The 15,700-nt window shown below is 67.1% G+C and carries 20 protein-coding genes and 1 other RNA gene; 12 read left to right on the forward strand and 9 right to left on the reverse strand.

From position 1 onward, the window contains the following. Positions 1–8 precede the first annotated feature (8 nt). The 10 genes from ASE86_RS07165 (at position 9) to ASE86_RS07205 (ending at position 9,390) form a co-directional block, all read left to right on the forward strand. Positions 9–2,291 (forward strand): chemotaxis protein CheA, encoded by a 2,283-nt coding sequence (locus tag ASE86_RS07165; protein ID WP_056424036.1) that lies wholly within the window; start codon positions 9–11, stop codon positions 2,289–2,291. Beyond that, complete coding sequence (locus ASE86_RS07170) at positions 2,288–2,722, forward strand: chemotaxis protein CheW (RefSeq protein ID WP_056424038.1); 435 nt, start codon at positions 2,288–2,290, stop codon at positions 2,720–2,722. The genes ASE86_RS07165 and ASE86_RS07170 overlap by 4 nt, the downstream gene beginning before the upstream one ends. An 84-nt stretch (positions 2,723–2,806) precedes the next feature. Then, on the forward strand, positions 2,807–3,172 hold the full coding sequence (locus ASE86_RS07175) for a response regulator (protein WP_056424040.1): 366 nt from the start codon (positions 2,807–2,809) through the stop codon (positions 3,170–3,172). Between the two features lie 34 nt (positions 3,173–3,206). Next, positions 3,207–4,271, forward strand: coding sequence for a chemotaxis protein CheB (locus ASE86_RS07180; protein WP_056424042.1), 1,065 nt, complete (start codon positions 3,207–3,209; stop codon positions 4,269–4,271). Then, a complete protein-coding gene (locus tag ASE86_RS07185; RefSeq protein ID WP_056424044.1) occupies positions 4,268–5,107 on the forward strand; it encodes a CheR family methyltransferase in 840 nt (279 codons plus the stop codon). The genes ASE86_RS07180 and ASE86_RS07185 overlap by 4 nt, the downstream gene beginning before the upstream one ends. Positions 5,108–5,148: 41 nt before the next feature. After that, positions 5,149–5,841: an N-acetylmuramoyl-L-alanine amidase gene (locus tag ASE86_RS07190; protein WP_056424046.1), complete on the forward strand. Its 693-nt coding sequence runs from the start codon at positions 5,149–5,151 to the stop codon at positions 5,839–5,841. A gap of 117 nt (positions 5,842–5,958) precedes the next feature. Further along, positions 5,959–6,325: RNase P RNA component class A (rnpB, locus tag ASE86_RS11780), an RNA gene on the forward strand. Positions 6,326–6,579: 254 nt separating this feature from the next. Then, on the forward strand, positions 6,580–8,517 hold the full coding sequence (locus ASE86_RS07195) for a hypothetical protein (RefSeq protein WP_056424048.1): 1,938 nt from the start codon (positions 6,580–6,582) through the stop codon (positions 8,515–8,517). A gap of 43 nt (positions 8,518–8,560) precedes the next feature. Then, positions 8,561–9,097: a J domain-containing protein gene (locus ASE86_RS07200; RefSeq protein ID WP_056424050.1), complete on the forward strand. Its 537-nt coding sequence runs from the start codon at positions 8,561–8,563 to the stop codon at positions 9,095–9,097. Next, positions 9,094–9,390 (forward strand): (2Fe-2S) ferredoxin domain-containing protein, encoded by a 297-nt coding sequence (locus ASE86_RS07205; RefSeq protein WP_156347057.1) that lies wholly within the window; start codon positions 9,094–9,096, stop codon positions 9,388–9,390. The genes ASE86_RS07200 and ASE86_RS07205 overlap by 4 nt, the downstream gene beginning before the upstream one ends. A gap of 178 nt (positions 9,391–9,568) precedes the next feature. Here ASE86_RS07205 and ASE86_RS07210 read toward each other — a convergent pair whose 3' ends face one another. The 8 genes from ASE86_RS07210 to pspA form a co-directional block, all read right to left on the reverse strand. Then, a complete protein-coding gene (locus tag ASE86_RS07210) occupies positions 9,569–9,973 on the reverse strand; it encodes a SufE family protein (protein WP_056424054.1) in 405 nt (134 codons plus the stop codon). Between the two features lie 297 nt (positions 9,974–10,270). Further along, positions 10,271–10,513 (reverse strand): hypothetical protein, encoded by a 243-nt coding sequence (locus tag ASE86_RS07215; RefSeq protein WP_056424056.1) that lies wholly within the window; start codon positions 10,511–10,513, stop codon positions 10,271–10,273. Between the two features lie 27 nt (positions 10,514–10,540). Then, positions 10,541–10,813 (reverse strand): hypothetical protein, encoded by a 273-nt coding sequence (locus ASE86_RS07220; RefSeq protein WP_056424059.1) that lies wholly within the window; start codon positions 10,811–10,813, stop codon positions 10,541–10,543. Positions 10,814–11,034: 221 nt separating this feature from the next. Further along, entirely contained in the window at positions 11,035–11,319 is a 285-nt protein-coding gene (locus ASE86_RS07225; protein WP_056424061.1) for a hypothetical protein, read from the reverse strand. A gap of 12 nt (positions 11,320–11,331) precedes the next feature. Further along, a complete protein-coding gene (locus ASE86_RS07230) occupies positions 11,332–11,625 on the reverse strand; it encodes a hypothetical protein (protein ID WP_056424063.1) in 294 nt (97 codons plus the stop codon). 27 nt (positions 11,626–11,652) lie between these two features. Further along, positions 11,653–12,027, reverse strand: coding sequence for an envelope stress response membrane protein PspC (gene pspC / locus ASE86_RS07235; RefSeq protein WP_056424065.1), 375 nt, complete (start codon positions 12,025–12,027; stop codon positions 11,653–11,655). A 3-nt stretch (positions 12,028–12,030) separates the two neighbouring features. After that, the gene (gene pspB, locus ASE86_RS07240; protein ID WP_056424067.1) at positions 12,031–12,324 is read right to left on the reverse strand and encodes an envelope stress response membrane protein PspB; all 294 of its coding nucleotides are present in this window, start codon (positions 12,322–12,324) and stop codon (positions 12,031–12,033) included. 4 nt (positions 12,325–12,328) lie between these two features. Continuing rightward, positions 12,329–12,994 carry a phage shock protein PspA gene (gene pspA, locus ASE86_RS07245; protein ID WP_056424069.1) on the reverse strand — a complete coding sequence of 222 codons (666 nt, stop codon included), beginning with the start codon at positions 12,992–12,994 and terminating at the stop codon, positions 12,329–12,331. Positions 12,995–13,220: 226 nt separating this feature from the next. Here pspA and pspF point away from each other — a divergent pair, with 226 nt between their 5' ends. Both pspF and ASE86_RS07255 read left to right on the forward strand, forming a co-directional pair. Beyond that, positions 13,221–14,249 (forward strand): phage shock protein operon transcriptional activator, encoded by a 1,029-nt coding sequence (gene pspF, locus ASE86_RS07250; protein ID WP_056426789.1) that lies wholly within the window; start codon positions 13,221–13,223, stop codon positions 14,247–14,249. A gap of 86 nt (positions 14,250–14,335) precedes the next feature. Next, positions 14,336–14,947 (forward strand): superoxide dismutase, encoded by a 612-nt coding sequence (locus tag ASE86_RS07255; protein ID WP_056424072.1) that lies wholly within the window; start codon positions 14,336–14,338, stop codon positions 14,945–14,947. Positions 14,948–15,012: 65 nt separating this feature from the next. Here ASE86_RS07255 and ASE86_RS07260 read toward each other — a convergent pair whose 3' ends face one another. Beyond that, on the reverse strand, positions 15,013–15,630 hold the full coding sequence (locus ASE86_RS07260; RefSeq protein WP_056424074.1) for an inner membrane-spanning protein YciB: 618 nt from the start codon (positions 15,628–15,630) through the stop codon (positions 15,013–15,015). Positions 15,631–15,700 lie beyond the last annotated feature (70 nt).

Here is a 15,700-nt window from a genome sequence, read left to right on the forward strand (position 1 = left end):
GGCTTCAGGTGGACGATCTACTTCAGGAATTCATTGCCGAAACTCGCGAGACGCTCGAAGCGCTTGCCGGAGAGATCGTCGCCTGGGAGGCCGATCCGGTCGATCGCGCGCGGCTGGACGCGATCTTTCGCTTCGTTCACACGGTCAAGGGCAGTTGCGGCTTCCTGGACCTTCCGCGTCTCGCCCGGCTGAGCCATGCCGCCGAGGACGTGCTGGCGGCGGTCCGCGACGGGCGGCGGACGCCCGATCGCGCGCTGGTCAACGCCGTGCTGGCGGTGGTCGACCGCATCGGCGAACTGGTCGAGGCGATCGATGCGCAGGTCGCGCTGGACGACACCGGCGAAGACCTGCTGATCGCGGCGCTGGCCGAGGGGCGCGAGATCGTCGTTCAAGCACCGACACCCGCCGGGCATCGCGCCGCGACCCGCAGCGTGCGGCTGAGCGTCGACCTGCTCGACCGGATGATGTCGGGCATGTCGGACATGGTGCTGGCGCGCAACGAACTCGCCCGGCGCGTCCGTGACGAACATTCCGACCCCGCGCTGGAGGCGGCGCTGGAGCGCATGTCCGCGACGGTCGCCGACCTGCGCGAGACGGTCACGCGCACGCGGATGCAAAAGATCGACACGCTGTTCTCCGCGCTGCCGCGGATGGTTCGCGATACGGCGGCCAACCTGGGCAAGTCGGTGACGGTCACGGTCGAAGGCGCCGACGTCGAGCTCGACCGCGAGATGATCGAGGTGCTGCGCGATCCGCTGGTCCATATCGTCCGCAATTCGATCGACCACGGCATCGAGTCGCCCACGGCCCGCCGTGCGTCGGGCAAGCGCGAGAACGGCCGCCTTACCGTAACCGCGCGCCAGGCCGGCAACCAGATCATCGTCGAGATCATCGACGACGGCGCCGGCATCGACACCGACCGGCTGATCGCCAAGCTGGCCGGCAACGGCGCGCGCGAGGAACGTGAGCTTCGCGCGCTGTCGGCCCGCCAGCAACTCGACCTGATCTTCGAACCCGGCCTGTCGTCGAAGGACGAGGTCACCGAAATCTCGGGCCGCGGCGTCGGCATGGATATCGTCCGCGCCGCGATCGAGGGGATCGGCGGGCGGATAGAACTGGACAACAAGCGCGGCGCAGGGCTCCGCATCGCGATCCATGTGCCGCTGACGCTGTCTATCATTCCGACGATCATCGTCGGCGTCGGCGACCAGCGCTTCGCGATTCCGCGCCAGGCGATCGAGGAGATCGTGAGCGAGGACGCCGAAGCGATCCGCATCGATCATCTGGGCAGCGCGGTGGTCGCGACGGTCCGCGACCGGCGCCTGCCCTTGCTTGATCTGGGCGACAGCCTGCACCTGAAGCGCAATCCGGGTCCGCGGATGCTGGTGATCGTCGGCATCGGCATCGGCAGCTATGTCATCGCGGTCGATTCGGTGCACGACACCGAGGAACTGGTCATCAAGCCCGCTGCGCCCGCGATCATGGCGTGCGGCCTGTTCGCCGGCCAGACCCTGCCGGACAACGGCCGCCCGATGCTGATGCTCGATTGCTCGGGCCTAGCCGCTGACGCCGGGCTGACCTTCGTGCGCGAAGCCGAGCGGGACGACGAGGAAGCGGAGGCGCAGATCGTCGGGATCGAGGCACTGATGTTCCGCGACATCGATGGCCAGCTTCGCGCCATTCCGCTCGCCGCGGTCGACCGCGTTGAGACAGTGTCGATCGACCGCGTCGGAACCTCGGGCGGAGCGCTGCGCCTGGTCGTCGATGGCAAGATCATTCCGCTGATCGCAAGCGGCGACTGGTCGGACCAGCCGACGCTGGATGTCGTGCGGATTACCGACGGCACGCAGGACATGGGCTATGCGATCGCGGAGGCGCTGGACATCGTGACCCTGCCCGAAACGCTGGCCGATCCGCTGGCGCAGGGGCTGATCTCGGGCGTCGCGCTGATCGACGATCAGCCGGTCGAGGTCGTCGATCCGTTCTGGCTGTTCGCCGCTGGCAGCCCCGCGGTCGCGCCGGTGGCAGAGCACCAGCCGGTCTGCGCGATCGGCAAGGATCCGTGGTTGCGCGGTTTCGTCGCGCCGATGCTGGTGCGGGCGGGCTACCGCGTCGTCGAGGACGCGACGGCCAGCCCGGTCGATGCCGTCCTCACGCTCGATCCGGCGACATCCGGCGATGCGATCCGGCTGACCGACACGCGGTCGACCGTACCCGGCAGCATCTATCGTTACGACCGCGAGGCCATCCTGTCCGCGGTGCAGGCCAAGGTGGCGGGGGCGCGGCGATGAGCGATCTGAAGAACCTGTTCCTGATCGCGCATATCGCGGGGCGCACCGTCGCCATCTGTTCCGACCAGGTCGAATCGGTCGTCGATATCGGCGAGGTGACGCCGGTGCCGCGCGCCGCCGAGATGGTCCGCGGGCTGGCGACATTGCGCAGCCGCGTGGTCACCGTCATCGACGCGCGACTCGCGCTCGATTTCGATCGCAGCGACACCGCGGGGCGCGCGGTCATCGTGCGGGTCGATGGCCACCACTATGCGCTGCTGGTCGACGCATTGGACGACGTGTCCGCCTTCACCCTGCAACCGCTCGCCAACGGGACGGCGCTGACGCCGAAGTGGCAGGCGATCGCGACCGGAATCGTCGAGCGGGACGGGGAACCGGTCCTGGCCATCGATCTGACCGCGCTGGTGCCGCGTGTTGCGGTGGCCGCGTGATTGATCCATTCTGACCGTTAATACGACTCTTACGGTTCCCGGCGCAGGGTCGTGAACCACAAGCTCGCAGCAGAAAGTGCGTAGATGAAGACCTGTCTCGTCGTCGATGATTCCAAGGTGATCCGCAAGGTCGCCCGGCACATCCTCGAAACGCTCGACTTCGAAGTACGCGAGGCCGGCGACGGTCGCGAGGCGCTGGAAAGCTGCCTGAAGGAAGCGCCCGACGTGATCCTGCTCGACTGGAACATGCCGGTGATGAGCGGTATGGATTTCCTGCGCGCGCTGCGCAGCTCCGACATCCCGACCCGGCCCAAGGTCGTATTCTGCACGACCGAGAACGGCATGGCCTATATCCGCGCCGCGATCGAGGCGGGGGCCGACGAATATGTCATGAAGCCGTTCGACCGCGAGACGCTGGAGAGCAAGCTGCAGATCGTGGGCATGGCCTGATCCGGACGCGCCGTTTGCACAGCCGAGGTCACCGATGCCCGCCCTGTCCCCCGCCACGACCGTCGATGCGCCTGTCCGCACCGTCCTGATCATAGACGATTCGGTCGTTGCGCGGGCTGCGCTCGGCCGGATGATCGACGGCACCGACCGCTTCGTCGTGGTGGGCGCGGTCAGCGGAGTCGCGCCGGCGCTCGAATTCCTGGCGCGGCATAGCGTCGATATCGTCCTGCTGGACCTGGAACTGCCGGGCATCGACGGTCTGACCGGCCTGCCCGACCTGCTGGCGGCGGGGAAGGGGGCGAAGGTGCTGGTCGTATCCGCGACCGCCGGCGAGGGCGCGATCGCGACGATCCAGGCGCTGGCGCTGGGCGCGGCCGATACGCTGGCGAAGCCTGGCATCGGCGCCTTTGCCGGACGGTTCGAGGAGGCGCTGCGGGACAAGCTCGACCGGCTGGTCCGCGCGGACGACGGTGTCGTGGCGATGCCGGCGGCGTCGCGCGCCCCGCCGCTGCCGCAGATCGGCGCATTCGACATCGTGGCCATCGGCGCCTCGACCGGTGGGATTCACGCCTTGAGCGCCCTGCTGCGCGCGCTGCCGCCGGAGTTTTCGAAGCCGATCCTGGTCACCCAGCATCTGCCGGCGTCGTTCATGCCCTACTTCGCCGCGCAGATCGCGTTGATCGCGGGTCGGCCCTGCGATGTTGCGGACAATCACATGCGGCTGCGTCCCGGCCGGATCGTGGTCGCGCCGGGTCACGCCCACATGAGCCTGTCGCGCACCAGCGACGGCGCCGCGATCCGCCTGTCGAGCGAACCCACCGCCAGCGGCTGCCTGCCGTCGGTCGATCCGATGTTCGCCTCCGCCGCGCAGGTCTATGGCAAGCGCGCGCTGGGTGTCGTGCTGAGCGGGATGGGGCGCGACGGCAGCATCGGCGCGCAGGACCTGTTGCGCGAAGGCGCGGCGGTCATCGTCCAGGATCGCCAGACGTCGGTCGTCTGGGGTATGCCCGGCGCCATCGCCAGCACCGGCGCTGCCAGCGCGGTGCTGCCGCCCGACGAGATCGGACGACTGATCGCACTGCGCGGTGGAACGGCATGATCGCGCCCCGATCCGCGCCCGTCCGCGGCGCAGGCAATCCCGCGGCGGCGATCGCGACGATCTTCGAACAGCGCACCGGGCAACTGCTGGGCGAACAGCGGCTGTGGCGCGTCGATTCCGCGCTCAACCCTCTGCTGCGCGACCTGAAGCTGGCGACGCTCGACCAGCTCGCGGTCCGGCTCAAGAGCGGGGCCGAACCGATGTTGACGCAAAAGGTGGTTGATGCCCTCTTGAACCAGGAAAGCTCGTTCTTCCGCGACCCCGCGACGATCGACATGGTGGTCGATGCGATCGTGGCGATGCACGACGCCGCGCCGGGCCGCCGGCTTCGGATCTGGTCCGCGGGCTGCGCGACCGGGCAGGAGCCGCTGAGCCTTGCCATCCGCCTGGACGAACGCGGCATCGATCCGGCCGGATACGATATCGTCGCGACCGATGTGTCGGTCGAATCGATCGCGCGCGCGCGAGCCGGCACCTACACCCATTTCGAAATCCAGCGCGGCCTGTCGATGGGGCGGATGATCGCCTGGTTTGACGGCGACGACACGACATGGACCGCCAGGCCGGAGCTCGTTCGCCGCATCCAGTATCGCACGCACAATCTGGTCTACGACACGCCACCGGCCGGCGTCTTCGACGTCATCCTGTGCCGCAACGTCATGCTGTATTTCAGCGCCGAGGTGCGGCGGCGCCTGCTCGATACGCTGGCCGATTCGCTGCGGCCGAGCGGTCTGCTGGTGATGGGGGCGGGGGAGACGACGCTCGGCCAGACCGACCGGTTCGACCCGTCGCAGGCGTGGCGCGGCGCCTATGTCCGGACCGATCGGCCGCACTGACGGTTGCCTTTCGCCGCGCGGGCTAGCACTCTCCCCGGCCTATGGACGTCATCGACACGCCTTCGCCCAATTTCGACGAGCGGCTGCTGCCGATCTCCGCGATCGTGCTGCACTACACCGGGATGCTCGATGCGCCATCCGCGCTCCAGCGGCTGTGCGATCCGGAGGCCAAGGTTTCGTCGCATTATCTGGTCTATGAGGACGGTACGGTCCACCGACTGGTGGCAGAGGAGAAGCGCGCGTGGCACGCCGGCAAGTCGCACTGGCGTGGGCTGACCGATCTCAACAGTGCCTCGGTCGGGATCGAGATCGTCAATCCGGGTCACGAATATAAATACGTCCCCTATCCGCCTGAGCAGATCGATGCGGTCGTGCGGCTGGTGGCGGAGATCAAGGACCGCTGGCAGATCACCCGCGGCAACATTGTCGGCCATTCGGACATCGCGCCGGCGCGCAAGCGTGATCCGGGCGAGCTGTTTCCCTGGCACGAGCTCGCTCGCCGTCGCCTGGCGCTGCCGCGGCCGACCCGGAATCTGATCGACCCGCACTGGACCGAGGCCGGGTTCCTGCTGGCGCTGGAGCGTTTCGGATACGACGTCACCAACCCGATGGCGGCGATCGTCGCGTTCCAGCGGCGCTTCCGCCCGGAGCTGGTCGACGGCGAGATCGATGCCGAGTGCCGGATGATCCTCCTCGCGCTTCTGCTTCCCAAACCGCAGGGCGACGACGCGTAGCCCGGCCTGCCGCGCGCCGCGGCAGGATTCGGGCAAGCGCGGCCGGCGGCGCATCGCGCAGACCGACGGGCGGAATTCACTTCCGCCCGGGCTTCCCCCCGGCTAGAGCCGTCGTCGCCAGAGGGTCGGGCGGCCGCGGGTGTCTTCGGACACGCGAGGAAAGTCCGGGCTCCACGGAAACGACGGTGGCGGGTAACGCCCGCCGGGGGTGACCCCAGGGACAGTGCAACAGAGAGCAGACGTCCGGGTTTCGGCCCGGTCATGGTGAAAGGGTGCGGTAAGAGCGCACCGCGCGACCGGTAACGGAAGCGGCACGGTAAACCCCACCGGGAGCAAGACCGAATAGGGACGGCACATGGGCCTCGTTCCGGCCCGTCGTCCGGGTTGGTTGCTGGAGGCGGCGCGCAAGCGTCGTCCTAGAGGAATGGTCGCCTATCCGCGTTCGCGCGGTGGACAGAACCCGGCTTACAGACCCTCTGGCGCTTCGCCGAGGCGATTGGCAGCGCTAATCGCCGGTGCGGCAAGCCGCATGGCGAAGCACGGCCGGCTTCGCGCTAACGAGGACCGACGGGCACGCGATTCACTCGCGTGACCAGGCGCGCGTGAACTTCCCGTCAAATATTCCTGTCAAATCGACCCAAATTCTTCCCCGTGTGCCGAACATCCAAGCTGATAAACTCGCACGAAAGCATCGAATCGGCGGACAGACCGACGACGCGACCCGGGGAGTAATTGCGTATGCTGACATCCATCATCCTGGCCGCTGCCGTACAGGCCGCGCCCGTCACACCGGCTGCGCAACCGACCGTCCAGCAGGCCTTTGATGCCGCCGCAGCGCTGCAGAAACAGGGCAAGTTCGCCGAAGCGGTCACCGCGTGGGAGGCGCTGGAAAAACGTGTCTCTACCAACCGTCGCACGCTTGCGGTCATCGCCGCGCGCAAGGCCGTGCCGCTCTACAAGCTCGATCGCCGCGACGAAGCGACGGCGGCGGCGCGATTGGCGCTGGCCGGTTTGCCGGAAAGCGACACGACGCTGCGGCAGGATCGGTACGACACGCTCCTTCTCCTCGGTGTCGTGGCACGGGCGTCACTCGACTATGCCGGGGCGATGACGTTGTTTGCGGAGGCCGAACGCTTCGCCGAAGCGCCCGCGGAGAAGCTCGGCGCGCTGATGGTCGAGGCCGAAACCGCTATTTTCGTCGCGCCTGAGACTGCCCGCGCCGCACTCGACCGCGCCGATGCGATCATGCTCACGCAAAAGGTCGCGCCGAATGTGGCGGGCGATTTCCAGCGGATGCGCGGCCTGTTGCTGATGAATACCGGCGATATCGCAGGCGCGCGCAAGATGACGATGAAGGCGGTGCAGACGCTGGGCGGGCTGACGCTGAAGATCGACCAGCGCGACGTACAGTCGCGTTCGGACGCGGCGATCGCGGCGCTGCTGGCGGGCGACAAGGACGAGGCGCGCCGGTACATGGCGTTTACCGGTGCCGGGCGGCTGGGCGACAAGACGCTGACGCCGGGACTCGGCATCACGCCGCCCGACTGCGGTGGCGAAGCGGGGCTGAAACCGACCGATGTCGCGGTCATACAGTTCACCATCGATCCCGACGGGTCGGTGACCGACAGCCAGCCCGTCTATGCCGCGGGCGGCGGCGCGGTTGCGCTGGAATTCGCGCGCGCGGCGCGGCGCTGGTCGTGGAAGCCCGAGGACGTGGCGGCACTGCCGCCCTTCTATCGATACAATGTCCGCGTCGAGCTACGCTGTTCGACGGCGTTCGAACGACCGTCGCTGCTCGCCGCGCTGGCGGGCGATCTGGCCGAATGGTTGAGCGGCAAGGGCGTCAGTATGCCCCTCGACGACACGCGGCCGAGCCCAGCCCAGATCGCAGCCTTGCGCGCCGCGCTGCCTGTGGCCGGTATCGAGAGCCTGCAGACGGTGCCGACGCTTTACCGGCTGATGGTCAGCCCGGCGATCGGGCGGGAGGAAACGCTGGACTATGGCCGCCGGGCACTGGCGGTCGTCGATCGGGCCGGCGCGCCCGTTCTCGCCCGACTGGCGATCGCGTTGCCCATGGCGAAGGCGGGAAGCGCGCAGGACTGGCGCTCGTCACCGGTGCGCGGACGCCTGGAGGCGATGCTGGCCGAGCCGGGTTATGCCGGCGACGCCCAGGCACGCGCAGCGCTGCGACTGGAACTCGCCGACACCTACAAGCCCGGTACGCCGCGCGCCGCGGATCTGCTGCGCGCCGTCGCCGACGATCCCGCACTTCCGGCAAAGGACCCGCTGAAGGTCGGCGCGCTCGTCCGTCTTGCCTCGGCGGAAAAGATCGCCGGACGCGCCGTCGAAGCGCGGTCGATGTTCGAACGGTCGGGGCTGGCGGCCAGCCAATGTGCGCTCGTCGACAAGGAGCCGAAGCTGCTGAGATTCAGCGGCGAGTTTCCGCAGGAAGCACGGCGCTGGGGGTTCGAAGGCTGGACGCAGGTCGAAACCGACATCGATGCCGAAGGCAAGGCGCTGAATACCCGCGTGGTCGCCGCCTATCCGCCGTTCGTGTTCAGCGATGGCGGACGCGATCTGGTGAGAACGGCGCGCTTCTCCAAGACCTTCCGACCCGATGGAGGCCTGGGCTGCGGGGGGACATCGACGCGCGTGCGGTTCAATCTCGAACAGTAACGCCGCGCCTTGCGTCGCCCGGCGTCGGCCCTATGTCGGGGCGATGCCGCGGCCGACACGTTCAGACAATTGGGGTTTCCCGCGCTGGGGCAGCTATGGCGCGTCGCGTGAGGCGACGACCGTACGCATCTGTGATCGGCATGGCTGCGAGGAGCCGGGCAAATGTCCCGCGCCCAAGGCGCCGAACAGCCCGGACCGCTGGTATTTCTGCCAGGTGCACGCAGCGGAGTACAACAAGGGCTGGGATTATTTCGCCGGCCTGTCCGCAGAGGAAGCCGCGGAGCGCGAGGCGAACGAGCGACGCGATGCCGGCGGTTTCTCGCAGTCGAAGCATAACAGCTGGGCGGGGCCGGGCGACGGCACGCGCTCGCGCGACGAGATGCGGGCGCTCGACGTGCTGGAGCTGGAGCCCGACGCCGATTTCGACACCGTGCGCATCGCATGGCGGCGGCTGGCGAAGGAAAGTCACCCGGATGTGAAGCCGGGCGACGCCGATGCGGCGACGAAGTTCCAGGCCATCCAGACCGCGTACGAGGTTTTGCGCGCGGCCGAGGAACGGCGGCAGTGGAAGCCGGCGTGATCCGTCGCCTGCCGTCGGGCTGGGAAGACGCGATCGTCGTGTGCGGAAAATGCTCGAAGAAGCTGGGTGGTGGTTTCGGCGCGAAGGGCCGGCAGTCGCTCGTCAAGGCACTGCGCAAGCGGCTCGGGCTGGGCAAGGGCCGCAAGGCAAGGGTCGGGATCGTCGAGACGAAATGCCTGGGTGTATGCCCCAAGCGCGCGGTGGTCGTCGGGCGGGCCGGCGGTTGGCTGGTCGTGCCCGAGGGGACCGACGTCGATCAGGTGGCGGCGGAACTGGGGCTGAGGGATAGGTAGCGATGAGCCTACCAACCGTTCGTGCTGCACTGGTCGACGCACCGCTCTCTGATCCGCGAGCGATAGGCGTGCCGCAAGAAGACGGGTACTTCGACAAGCTCAGCACGAACGGTTAGGGGCGCGATTTGAACTCGGGCGGGATGCGCGTGAGCCCGAAGACTGCTCTCGATCTCTCAGGTCAAGCGTAGCGCTGCGCCGTCTCACGGATCAGGGCGATCATGTTTGGGATGCCCTGCGTCCGGTTTGAGCTCAGCTGCTTCTTGAGGTCGAACGGCGCCAGCGCGCCCTCGATGTCGGCCGCCAGGATCTCGGCCGGCGCGCGATCCTGCACGGTCAGCAGTACCAGCGCGATGATCCCCTTGGTGATCGCGGCGTTGCTGTCGGCCAGGAAGTGCAGGGTGCCATCGTCGCGGACGGTGGGATAGACCCAGACCGAGGCAGAGCATCCGCGCACCAACGTCGCATCGGTCTTCAGCGCGCCGGGCATCGGTTCCAGGTCGCGGCCGAGGTCGATCAGCAGGCGGTAGCGATCGTCGGCATCGAGGAAGCCGTATTCGTCGGTCAGGTCGGCGAGGGTGGTCATCCCTCGCCCGTAGGGTCCGGACCCATATACGGCAATGGTAGTGACGGAGTCGATTTTGGTTCAGGGCTAGAAGCGAGGCGTGGAGCGATGCTCATGCATCGTGACCGACGAGCGCCGCCGCCCTGGGGCAAAATCGACCCGCCGCCGAAGCGGTTGCCCTGTCCCGCCCGCCGGTCTGCGTCGCGAGCCTTGCAGGTAGCGCCGCTACCTGCTGCACCCCGCTCCTTGCCGGACGAACACGGCAGGGCAATCACGACCTTTACCGTTTATGGGACCGGACTCTAACCGCACCCCACCTTACAGGTCCACCCCGGCGGCGATCGCTTCCAGCTTGCGGATGCGTTCCTTCAGGTCCGCCATCTCGATGCGGGCGCCGGCACTGGGGACGCTGGGGGCGTCGTCCAGGTCGCGGCGATTGGTCATTTCCTGGGCCTTCAGCGCCAGCCAGCCACGCCAGCCGCTAAGGGCCGCCATCGTGACCATGCCGAGGCCGACGAGGCCGGCCGACGCGAGGGTGAGGTAGTAATTGGGGTCGGTCATCGTACCATACTCCCTGGGATTGGTGGTTCAGGCGCGGGGGCCGCGCAGTTTTTCGATCTCGCGGTCGAGGGCCAGGCTGCCTTCGGTGTCGGTCACGACGCGCTCCAGTACCTGGATGCGTTCGCGCAGGTCGGCGATCTCGCCCTTCAGGCGATGGTTCTCGGCGCTGACGGCGGCATCGTCGCGGACGCTGTATTCCTCGCCGCGGTGATTGCGGCGAATGCCCATCTTTGCCTTGATGATGCTGCTGAACATCACGATCGCGACGATCATCACCACCATGAATTGGCCACCGGACATGCTCGTAACTCCCTCTTGTCGTTCTGGTCTTGTGTAGCCGGGTTATTCGGCGGGTTGGAGGGTCGCTTCGCGGGCCTCGCGGCGGCGGGGGCGGTCGACCCGCTCGGTCAGAAAGCAGCCGACTCCGGCCACCGCCGCCATGACGATGCAAAATACCAGCATTTCGTGTGATCCTTGTCAGGTCGGTCGGGCGGAAATGTGCCGCCCACACCCCTCGTAATTCAGTTCAGCGGTGCGCCCGGTCGGTCGTCGCGCAACCGTTCGATCTCGTCGGAGATAGCCACGCCGCGATCGGTCGCGATCCGCTCCAGCACCCGCACCCGCTGTTCCAGCCGTTCGGTGTGAGCGGCATACTGCGCCGCCTTTTCCGCGGTCTGGGCGTTCAGCGCCTGGGCCATCACTTCCTTGTGGCGGAGCCAGCGCTTGAACATCTCGCTGCCGATCCCGAGGATGACCGGCAGGCCGACCACCACGAAGCAGATCATGAAGATGGTGAAGCCGTTCATCGTCTCGTTTCCTTAGCGCAGCGCGTCGATTTCGCCGGCGGTGCGGACGGCGGGATCGGTGGCGATGCGTTCCAGCACCGCGATCCGCTCCTCCAGCCGGCCGACCTTGCCGTGCAGCGCGGCGTTCTCGGTCGTGAGCAGTTCGATCTTGCGACCGTCGGCAATCGCCTTCTTGCTCTCGCCGGTGCCGCCCCAGTCATCGGTCGGCTCGAAGCCGTGGCGCGCGCGGATCCAGTTGTTCAGCACCCAGCCGCCGGTGGTGATCGCGATGATCGCGATGACGAAGGCAGGTCCACCCCATTCCATGTCGGCTCTCCCGTTTGAGGCCTGCGCTTAGCGCAGCGCCTCGATCTCTTCGGCCAGGCGCGTGTTGCGGCTGGTATAGTGCGTCTCGATGTCGGCCAGGCGACGGTCGAGCTCACGGAACTTGCTGCGGACCTCGGCGGTCGACCGCTTGGGGTTCGAGCGCACACCCTGCCAGAACTTCTCCTGGTCCGGCGTCTCGTACAGGTCGTAGGGCTTCTTCGGCGCCAGCCAGCCGGCGGCGACGTAGCCGACCAGCGCGATACCGTTGCTGACGACGGTCAGCAGGACCATGCCGACCCGGACCAGGGTCACGTCGATCCCGGTATAGTCCGAGATGCCGGCGCAGACGCCCATCCACTTGCCGTTGGGCTTGTCGGTGTAGAATTTCGTGCGGGCAGCCATGTCTCAGTTCCTCCGCGAAAAATCATAGTCTTTCGCCGTGCTCAGGCTGGGCGACGCATCGGGCGTCGGAGCCGAGAGCTGGCGGAAATCGGGGTTGTCGGCGGCGACGATGCGTTCCACCGTCTGCACCCGGTCCTCGAGACGGCGGGCGAAGTGATAGAGCTCGTCGAGCAGCTTCTCGTCCTCGTCGGTGATCCGCGGCGCCTGCTTCCACTTGGTGACATAGTGAAAGATGAGCCAGGGCAGGCCGATGAAGATGCACGTGATCGCGATCAGCGGGACAAAGATCTCTTCCATCGCCTCAGCCCTCCTTGTTCAGGCGCGCCTTCAGCGCGGCGAGTTCGGCGTCGACCTTGTCGCTGGAGCGCAGGTCGGCGAATTCGTCCTCCAGCGTGCGGATCGCACCCAGGCCGGCGGCATCCGCGCGACCCTCGGCTTCGTCCACCCGGCGTTCCATGATGTCGAACCGCGAAAAGGCTTCCGCCGTCTTCGGCCCGGCATACATGTCGCGCAGGCGGAAGCGGTTGTTGGCGCTTTCCAGCCGCGTCTCGACCGAATTCTGGCGGGCGCGGGCCTCGCTCAGCTTCTTCTGGAGCTTGGCGATATCGATTTCGTAGGCACGCAGCGCGTCGTCGAGCACCGAGATCTCGGCGTTCAGCTGGTCGCACATGTCGCCGGCCTTTTGCCGTTCGAGCAGTGCCGCCTTGGCCAGGTCCTCGCGGTCCTTCGACAGCGCCAGCTCGGCCTTTTCGGTCCAGCTCGCCTGCAGCCCTTCGAGCTTGATGATGTGGCGGCGCATTTCCTTCTGGTCGGCGATGGTGCGAGCCGCGGATGCGCGAACCTCGACCAGCGTGTCCTCCATCTCGGAGATGATCATGCGGACCATCTTCGCGGGGTCTTCCGCCTTGTCGAGCAGGTCGGTCACGTTGGCGGCGATGATGTCGCGGGTTCGGGAGAAGATACCCATCGAAAACTCCTACACTCACTTCGCATGTCTCGCCGGGGTGGGGCGAGGGATCCCACCCCGGCTCGCCTGGTGCAGGACCCTGTCCCAGACGGTTGCAAACAGCTTTGCAGGGCGCGTGCCAATTTCAGGAATGGCGCTTTTCCGCGGCTTCTTGCCGATCGTTACGCAGATGTGATTTCGGGGCTTGCTAACAGTTGGTGGAATGCGCCATGCCTCGGCAATGGCCATCGAACGCACCACCCAGGTCGTCGGACAATCGAGCGCTTTCCTCGATTCACTGGAGCGCGCAAGCCGGGCGGCGGCACTCGATCGCCCGGTGCTGGTGATCGGCGAGCGAGGGACGGGCAAGGAACTGGTCGCCGAACGCCTCCACCGCCTGTCGCCGCGGTGGGACCAGCCGCTGGTCGTGATGAACTGCGCCGCGTTGCCCGAAACGCTGATCGAGGCCGAGCTGTTCGGGCACGAGGCGGGCGCCTTCACCGGCGCGACCAAAACTCGCGCCGGGCGGTTCGAGGAGGCGGACGGCGGCACGCTGTTCCTCGACGAACTGGGCACGCTCAGCATGGCGGCGCAGGACCGGTTGCTGCGCGCGGTCGAATATGGCGAGATCACGCGGATCGGTGCTTCGCGGCCCTTGCGCGTCGATGTGCGGATCGTCGCGGCGACGAACGAGCATCTGCCGGATCGGGTGGACAAGGGCACGTTCCGCGCCGACCTGCTCGACCGGCTGAGCTTCGAGGTCATCACGTTGCCGCCACTCCGCGCGCGGTCGGGCGACATCATGGTGCTGGCCGACTTCTTCGGGCGCCGGATGTCGTCGGAGATCGGTCGCGATCGCTTCGCAGGCTTCGGCGCACACGCGACCGATCAGCTTGCCAACCATCGCTGGCCGGGCAACGTCCGCGAGCTGCGCAACGTCGTCGAACGTGCCGTCTATCGCTGGGATCGCCCCGGGCCGATCGACGAGATCGAGATCGACCCGTTCGCTTCCCCGCACCGGCCCGGCGCGCCGCGAGCGAAGCCGGCCGAGACGCCGCAGCCGGGGTCGAACGTGCCGACCGACGAGCCTGTGGTGGCGTGCGAAGAAGGCCCGTCCGACTTCAAGGCGCGCGTCGCCCGGTTCGAGCGCGAGCTGCTGACGAAGTGCCTCGCCGAGCATCGCTACAACCAGCGCCATGCCGCCGCGGCACTGGGGCTCAGCTACGACCAGTTGCGCCACGCGCTGCGGCGACATGGGTTGCTCGGCGCCGGTTGATTATCCATATCGCTACCGTAACGACCGCGGACCCGGACGGGCGCCCGCGCGTTGCTGCGACGACATTCCTGAGATGGAGACGACCGATGGCCTTTGAACTTCCGCCGCTGCCCTATGACTATGACGCGCTGGAGCCGACGATCGACAAGGAGACGATGACGCTCCACCACGACAAGCACCACAAGGCCTATACCGACAAGCTGAACGAGTTCGTCGATGGCGACGACAGCCTGCAGGGCAAGTCGATCGAGGAGATCATGGGCAGCCTGCAGGGCAAGCCGGCCGGCCTGCGCAACAACGGCGGCGGGTATTGGAACCACGACTTCTTCTGGAAGTCGATGAAGGGCGGCGGGTCGCAGCCGACCGGGGCGCTGAAGGATGCGATCGAAGCCAAATGGGGCTCGATCGACGACTTCAAGGAAAAGTTCAATGCGGCGGGCGTCGGCCAGTTCGGTTCGGGCTGGGTATGGCTGATCGTCGGGCAGGACGGCGAGTTGGCGATCACGTCGACGCCGAACCAGGACAATCCGCTGATGGACGTGGCCGAGACGAAGGGCACGCCGATCCTGGGCAACGACGTGTGGGAGCACGCGTATTACATCAGCTACCGCAACGTGCGCCCGGATTATCTGAAGGCCTGGTGGAACGTGGTGGACTGGGACGTCGCCAACGAGCGGTATGAGGCTGCGAAGAAGTAAATGGCGAGGGCGGGGTGCGCAGCACCTCGCCCGTCATTCCCGCCTTCGGGGATGAGAACAGGTCTTTACTGCTCCGGCGGCACCGGCGTGTCGTCGACCGCCAGTCCGTTCTTCAGCAGCATCGGGATGTTCGCCATCGCGAACAGGAACGTCGCGGGCATCACGAGCCACAGCTTGAATGCCGCCCAGCGCGCCAAGTCGTCGCCCGGCGCCAGCATCCGCCATGCGACTTCGTTCGCGACCGCCATCACCGCGAAGAACACCGCCCAGCTGATCGTCAGTTTGCGCCAGCCGCGATCCGTAAGGCCGGGATACGCGCTTTCCAGCATCAGTTTCAGCATCGGCCGGCCGGTGGCGACACCGAACGCAAGGATGCCCGACAGCATCGCATAGACGATCGTCGGCTTGACCTTGATGAAGGTCGTGTCGTGGAAATAGAGCGTCAGCCCCCCGAACACGAGCACCAGCCCGCCCGAGAACCACAGCATCGGTGATATCCGGCCAAGCTTCACGCGCGATACGATCATGGCGATGGCGATGGCGACCATGAACGCGACGGTCGCGGTCAGTGCCTTGGCGATCTGCGGGCCGGGCGCAAGCTGGTTGACCGCGAAGAACACGACCAGCGGCCCGGCGTCGATGCCGAGGCGGAGAAGGGTGGAGGGGGCTTTGTCGGCAGCCATTCGCAAAATTTCCGTTCGTGCTGAGCGTGTCGAAGCACCGTATTTCATGCCGCGAGCGACGCGCGTGCCT

It is taken from the genome of Sphingomonas sp. Leaf33 (genome assembly GCF_001421785.1).
In the GTDB taxonomy this organism is placed as follows: domain Bacteria; phylum Pseudomonadota; class Alphaproteobacteria; order Sphingomonadales; family Sphingomonadaceae; genus Sphingomonas.

Coding starts and splice junctions, on each gene's coding strand:
- ASE86_RS07170 (WP_056424038.1), top strand. CDS start 2,288: ATGAGCGATCTGAAGAACCTGTTCCTGATCGCGCATATCGCGGGGCGC.
- ASE86_RS07175 (WP_056424040.1), top strand. CDS start 2,807: ATGAAGACCTGTCTCGTCGTCGATGATTCCAAGGTGATCCGCAAGGTC.
- ASE86_RS07180 (WP_056424042.1), top strand. CDS start 3,207: ATGCCCGCCCTGTCCCCCGCCACGACCGTCGATGCGCCTGTCCGCACC.
- ASE86_RS07185 (WP_056424044.1), top strand. CDS start 4,268: ATGATCGCGCCCCGATCCGCGCCCGTCCGCGGCGCAGGCAATCCCGCG.
- ASE86_RS07190 (WP_056424046.1), top strand. CDS start 5,149: ATGGACGTCATCGACACGCCTTCGCCCAATTTCGACGAGCGGCTGCTG.
- ASE86_RS07195 (WP_056424048.1), top strand. CDS start 6,580: ATGCTGACATCCATCATCCTGGCCGCTGCCGTACAGGCCGCGCCCGTC.
- ASE86_RS07200 (WP_056424050.1), top strand. CDS start 8,561: ATGCCGCGGCCGACACGTTCAGACAATTGGGGTTTCCCGCGCTGGGGC.
- ASE86_RS07210 (WP_056424054.1), bottom strand. CDS start 9,973: ATGACCACCCTCGCCGACCTGACCGACGAATACGGCTTCCTCGATGCC.
- ASE86_RS07215 (WP_056424056.1), bottom strand. CDS start 10,513: ATGACCGACCCCAATTACTACCTCACCCTCGCGTCGGCCGGCCTCGTC.
- ASE86_RS07220 (WP_056424059.1), bottom strand. CDS start 10,813: ATGTCCGGTGGCCAATTCATGGTGGTGATGATCGTCGCGATCGTGATG.
- ASE86_RS07225 (WP_056424061.1), bottom strand. CDS start 11,319: ATGAACGGCTTCACCATCTTCATGATCTGCTTCGTGGTGGTCGGCCTG.
- ASE86_RS07230 (WP_056424063.1), bottom strand. CDS start 11,625: ATGGAATGGGGTGGACCTGCCTTCGTCATCGCGATCATCGCGATCACC.
- pspC (WP_056424065.1), bottom strand. CDS start 12,027: ATGGCTGCCCGCACGAAATTCTACACCGACAAGCCCAACGGCAAGTGG.
- pspB (WP_056424067.1), bottom strand. CDS start 12,324: ATGGAAGAGATCTTTGTCCCGCTGATCGCGATCACGTGCATCTTCATC.
- pspA (WP_056424069.1), bottom strand. CDS start 12,994: ATGGGTATCTTCTCCCGAACCCGCGACATCATCGCCGCCAACGTGACC.
- ASE86_RS07255 (WP_056424072.1), top strand. CDS start 14,336: ATGGCCTTTGAACTTCCGCCGCTGCCCTATGACTATGACGCGCTGGAG.
- ASE86_RS07260 (WP_056424074.1), bottom strand. CDS start 15,630: ATGGCTGCCGACAAAGCCCCCTCCACCCTTCTCCGCCTCGGCATCGAC.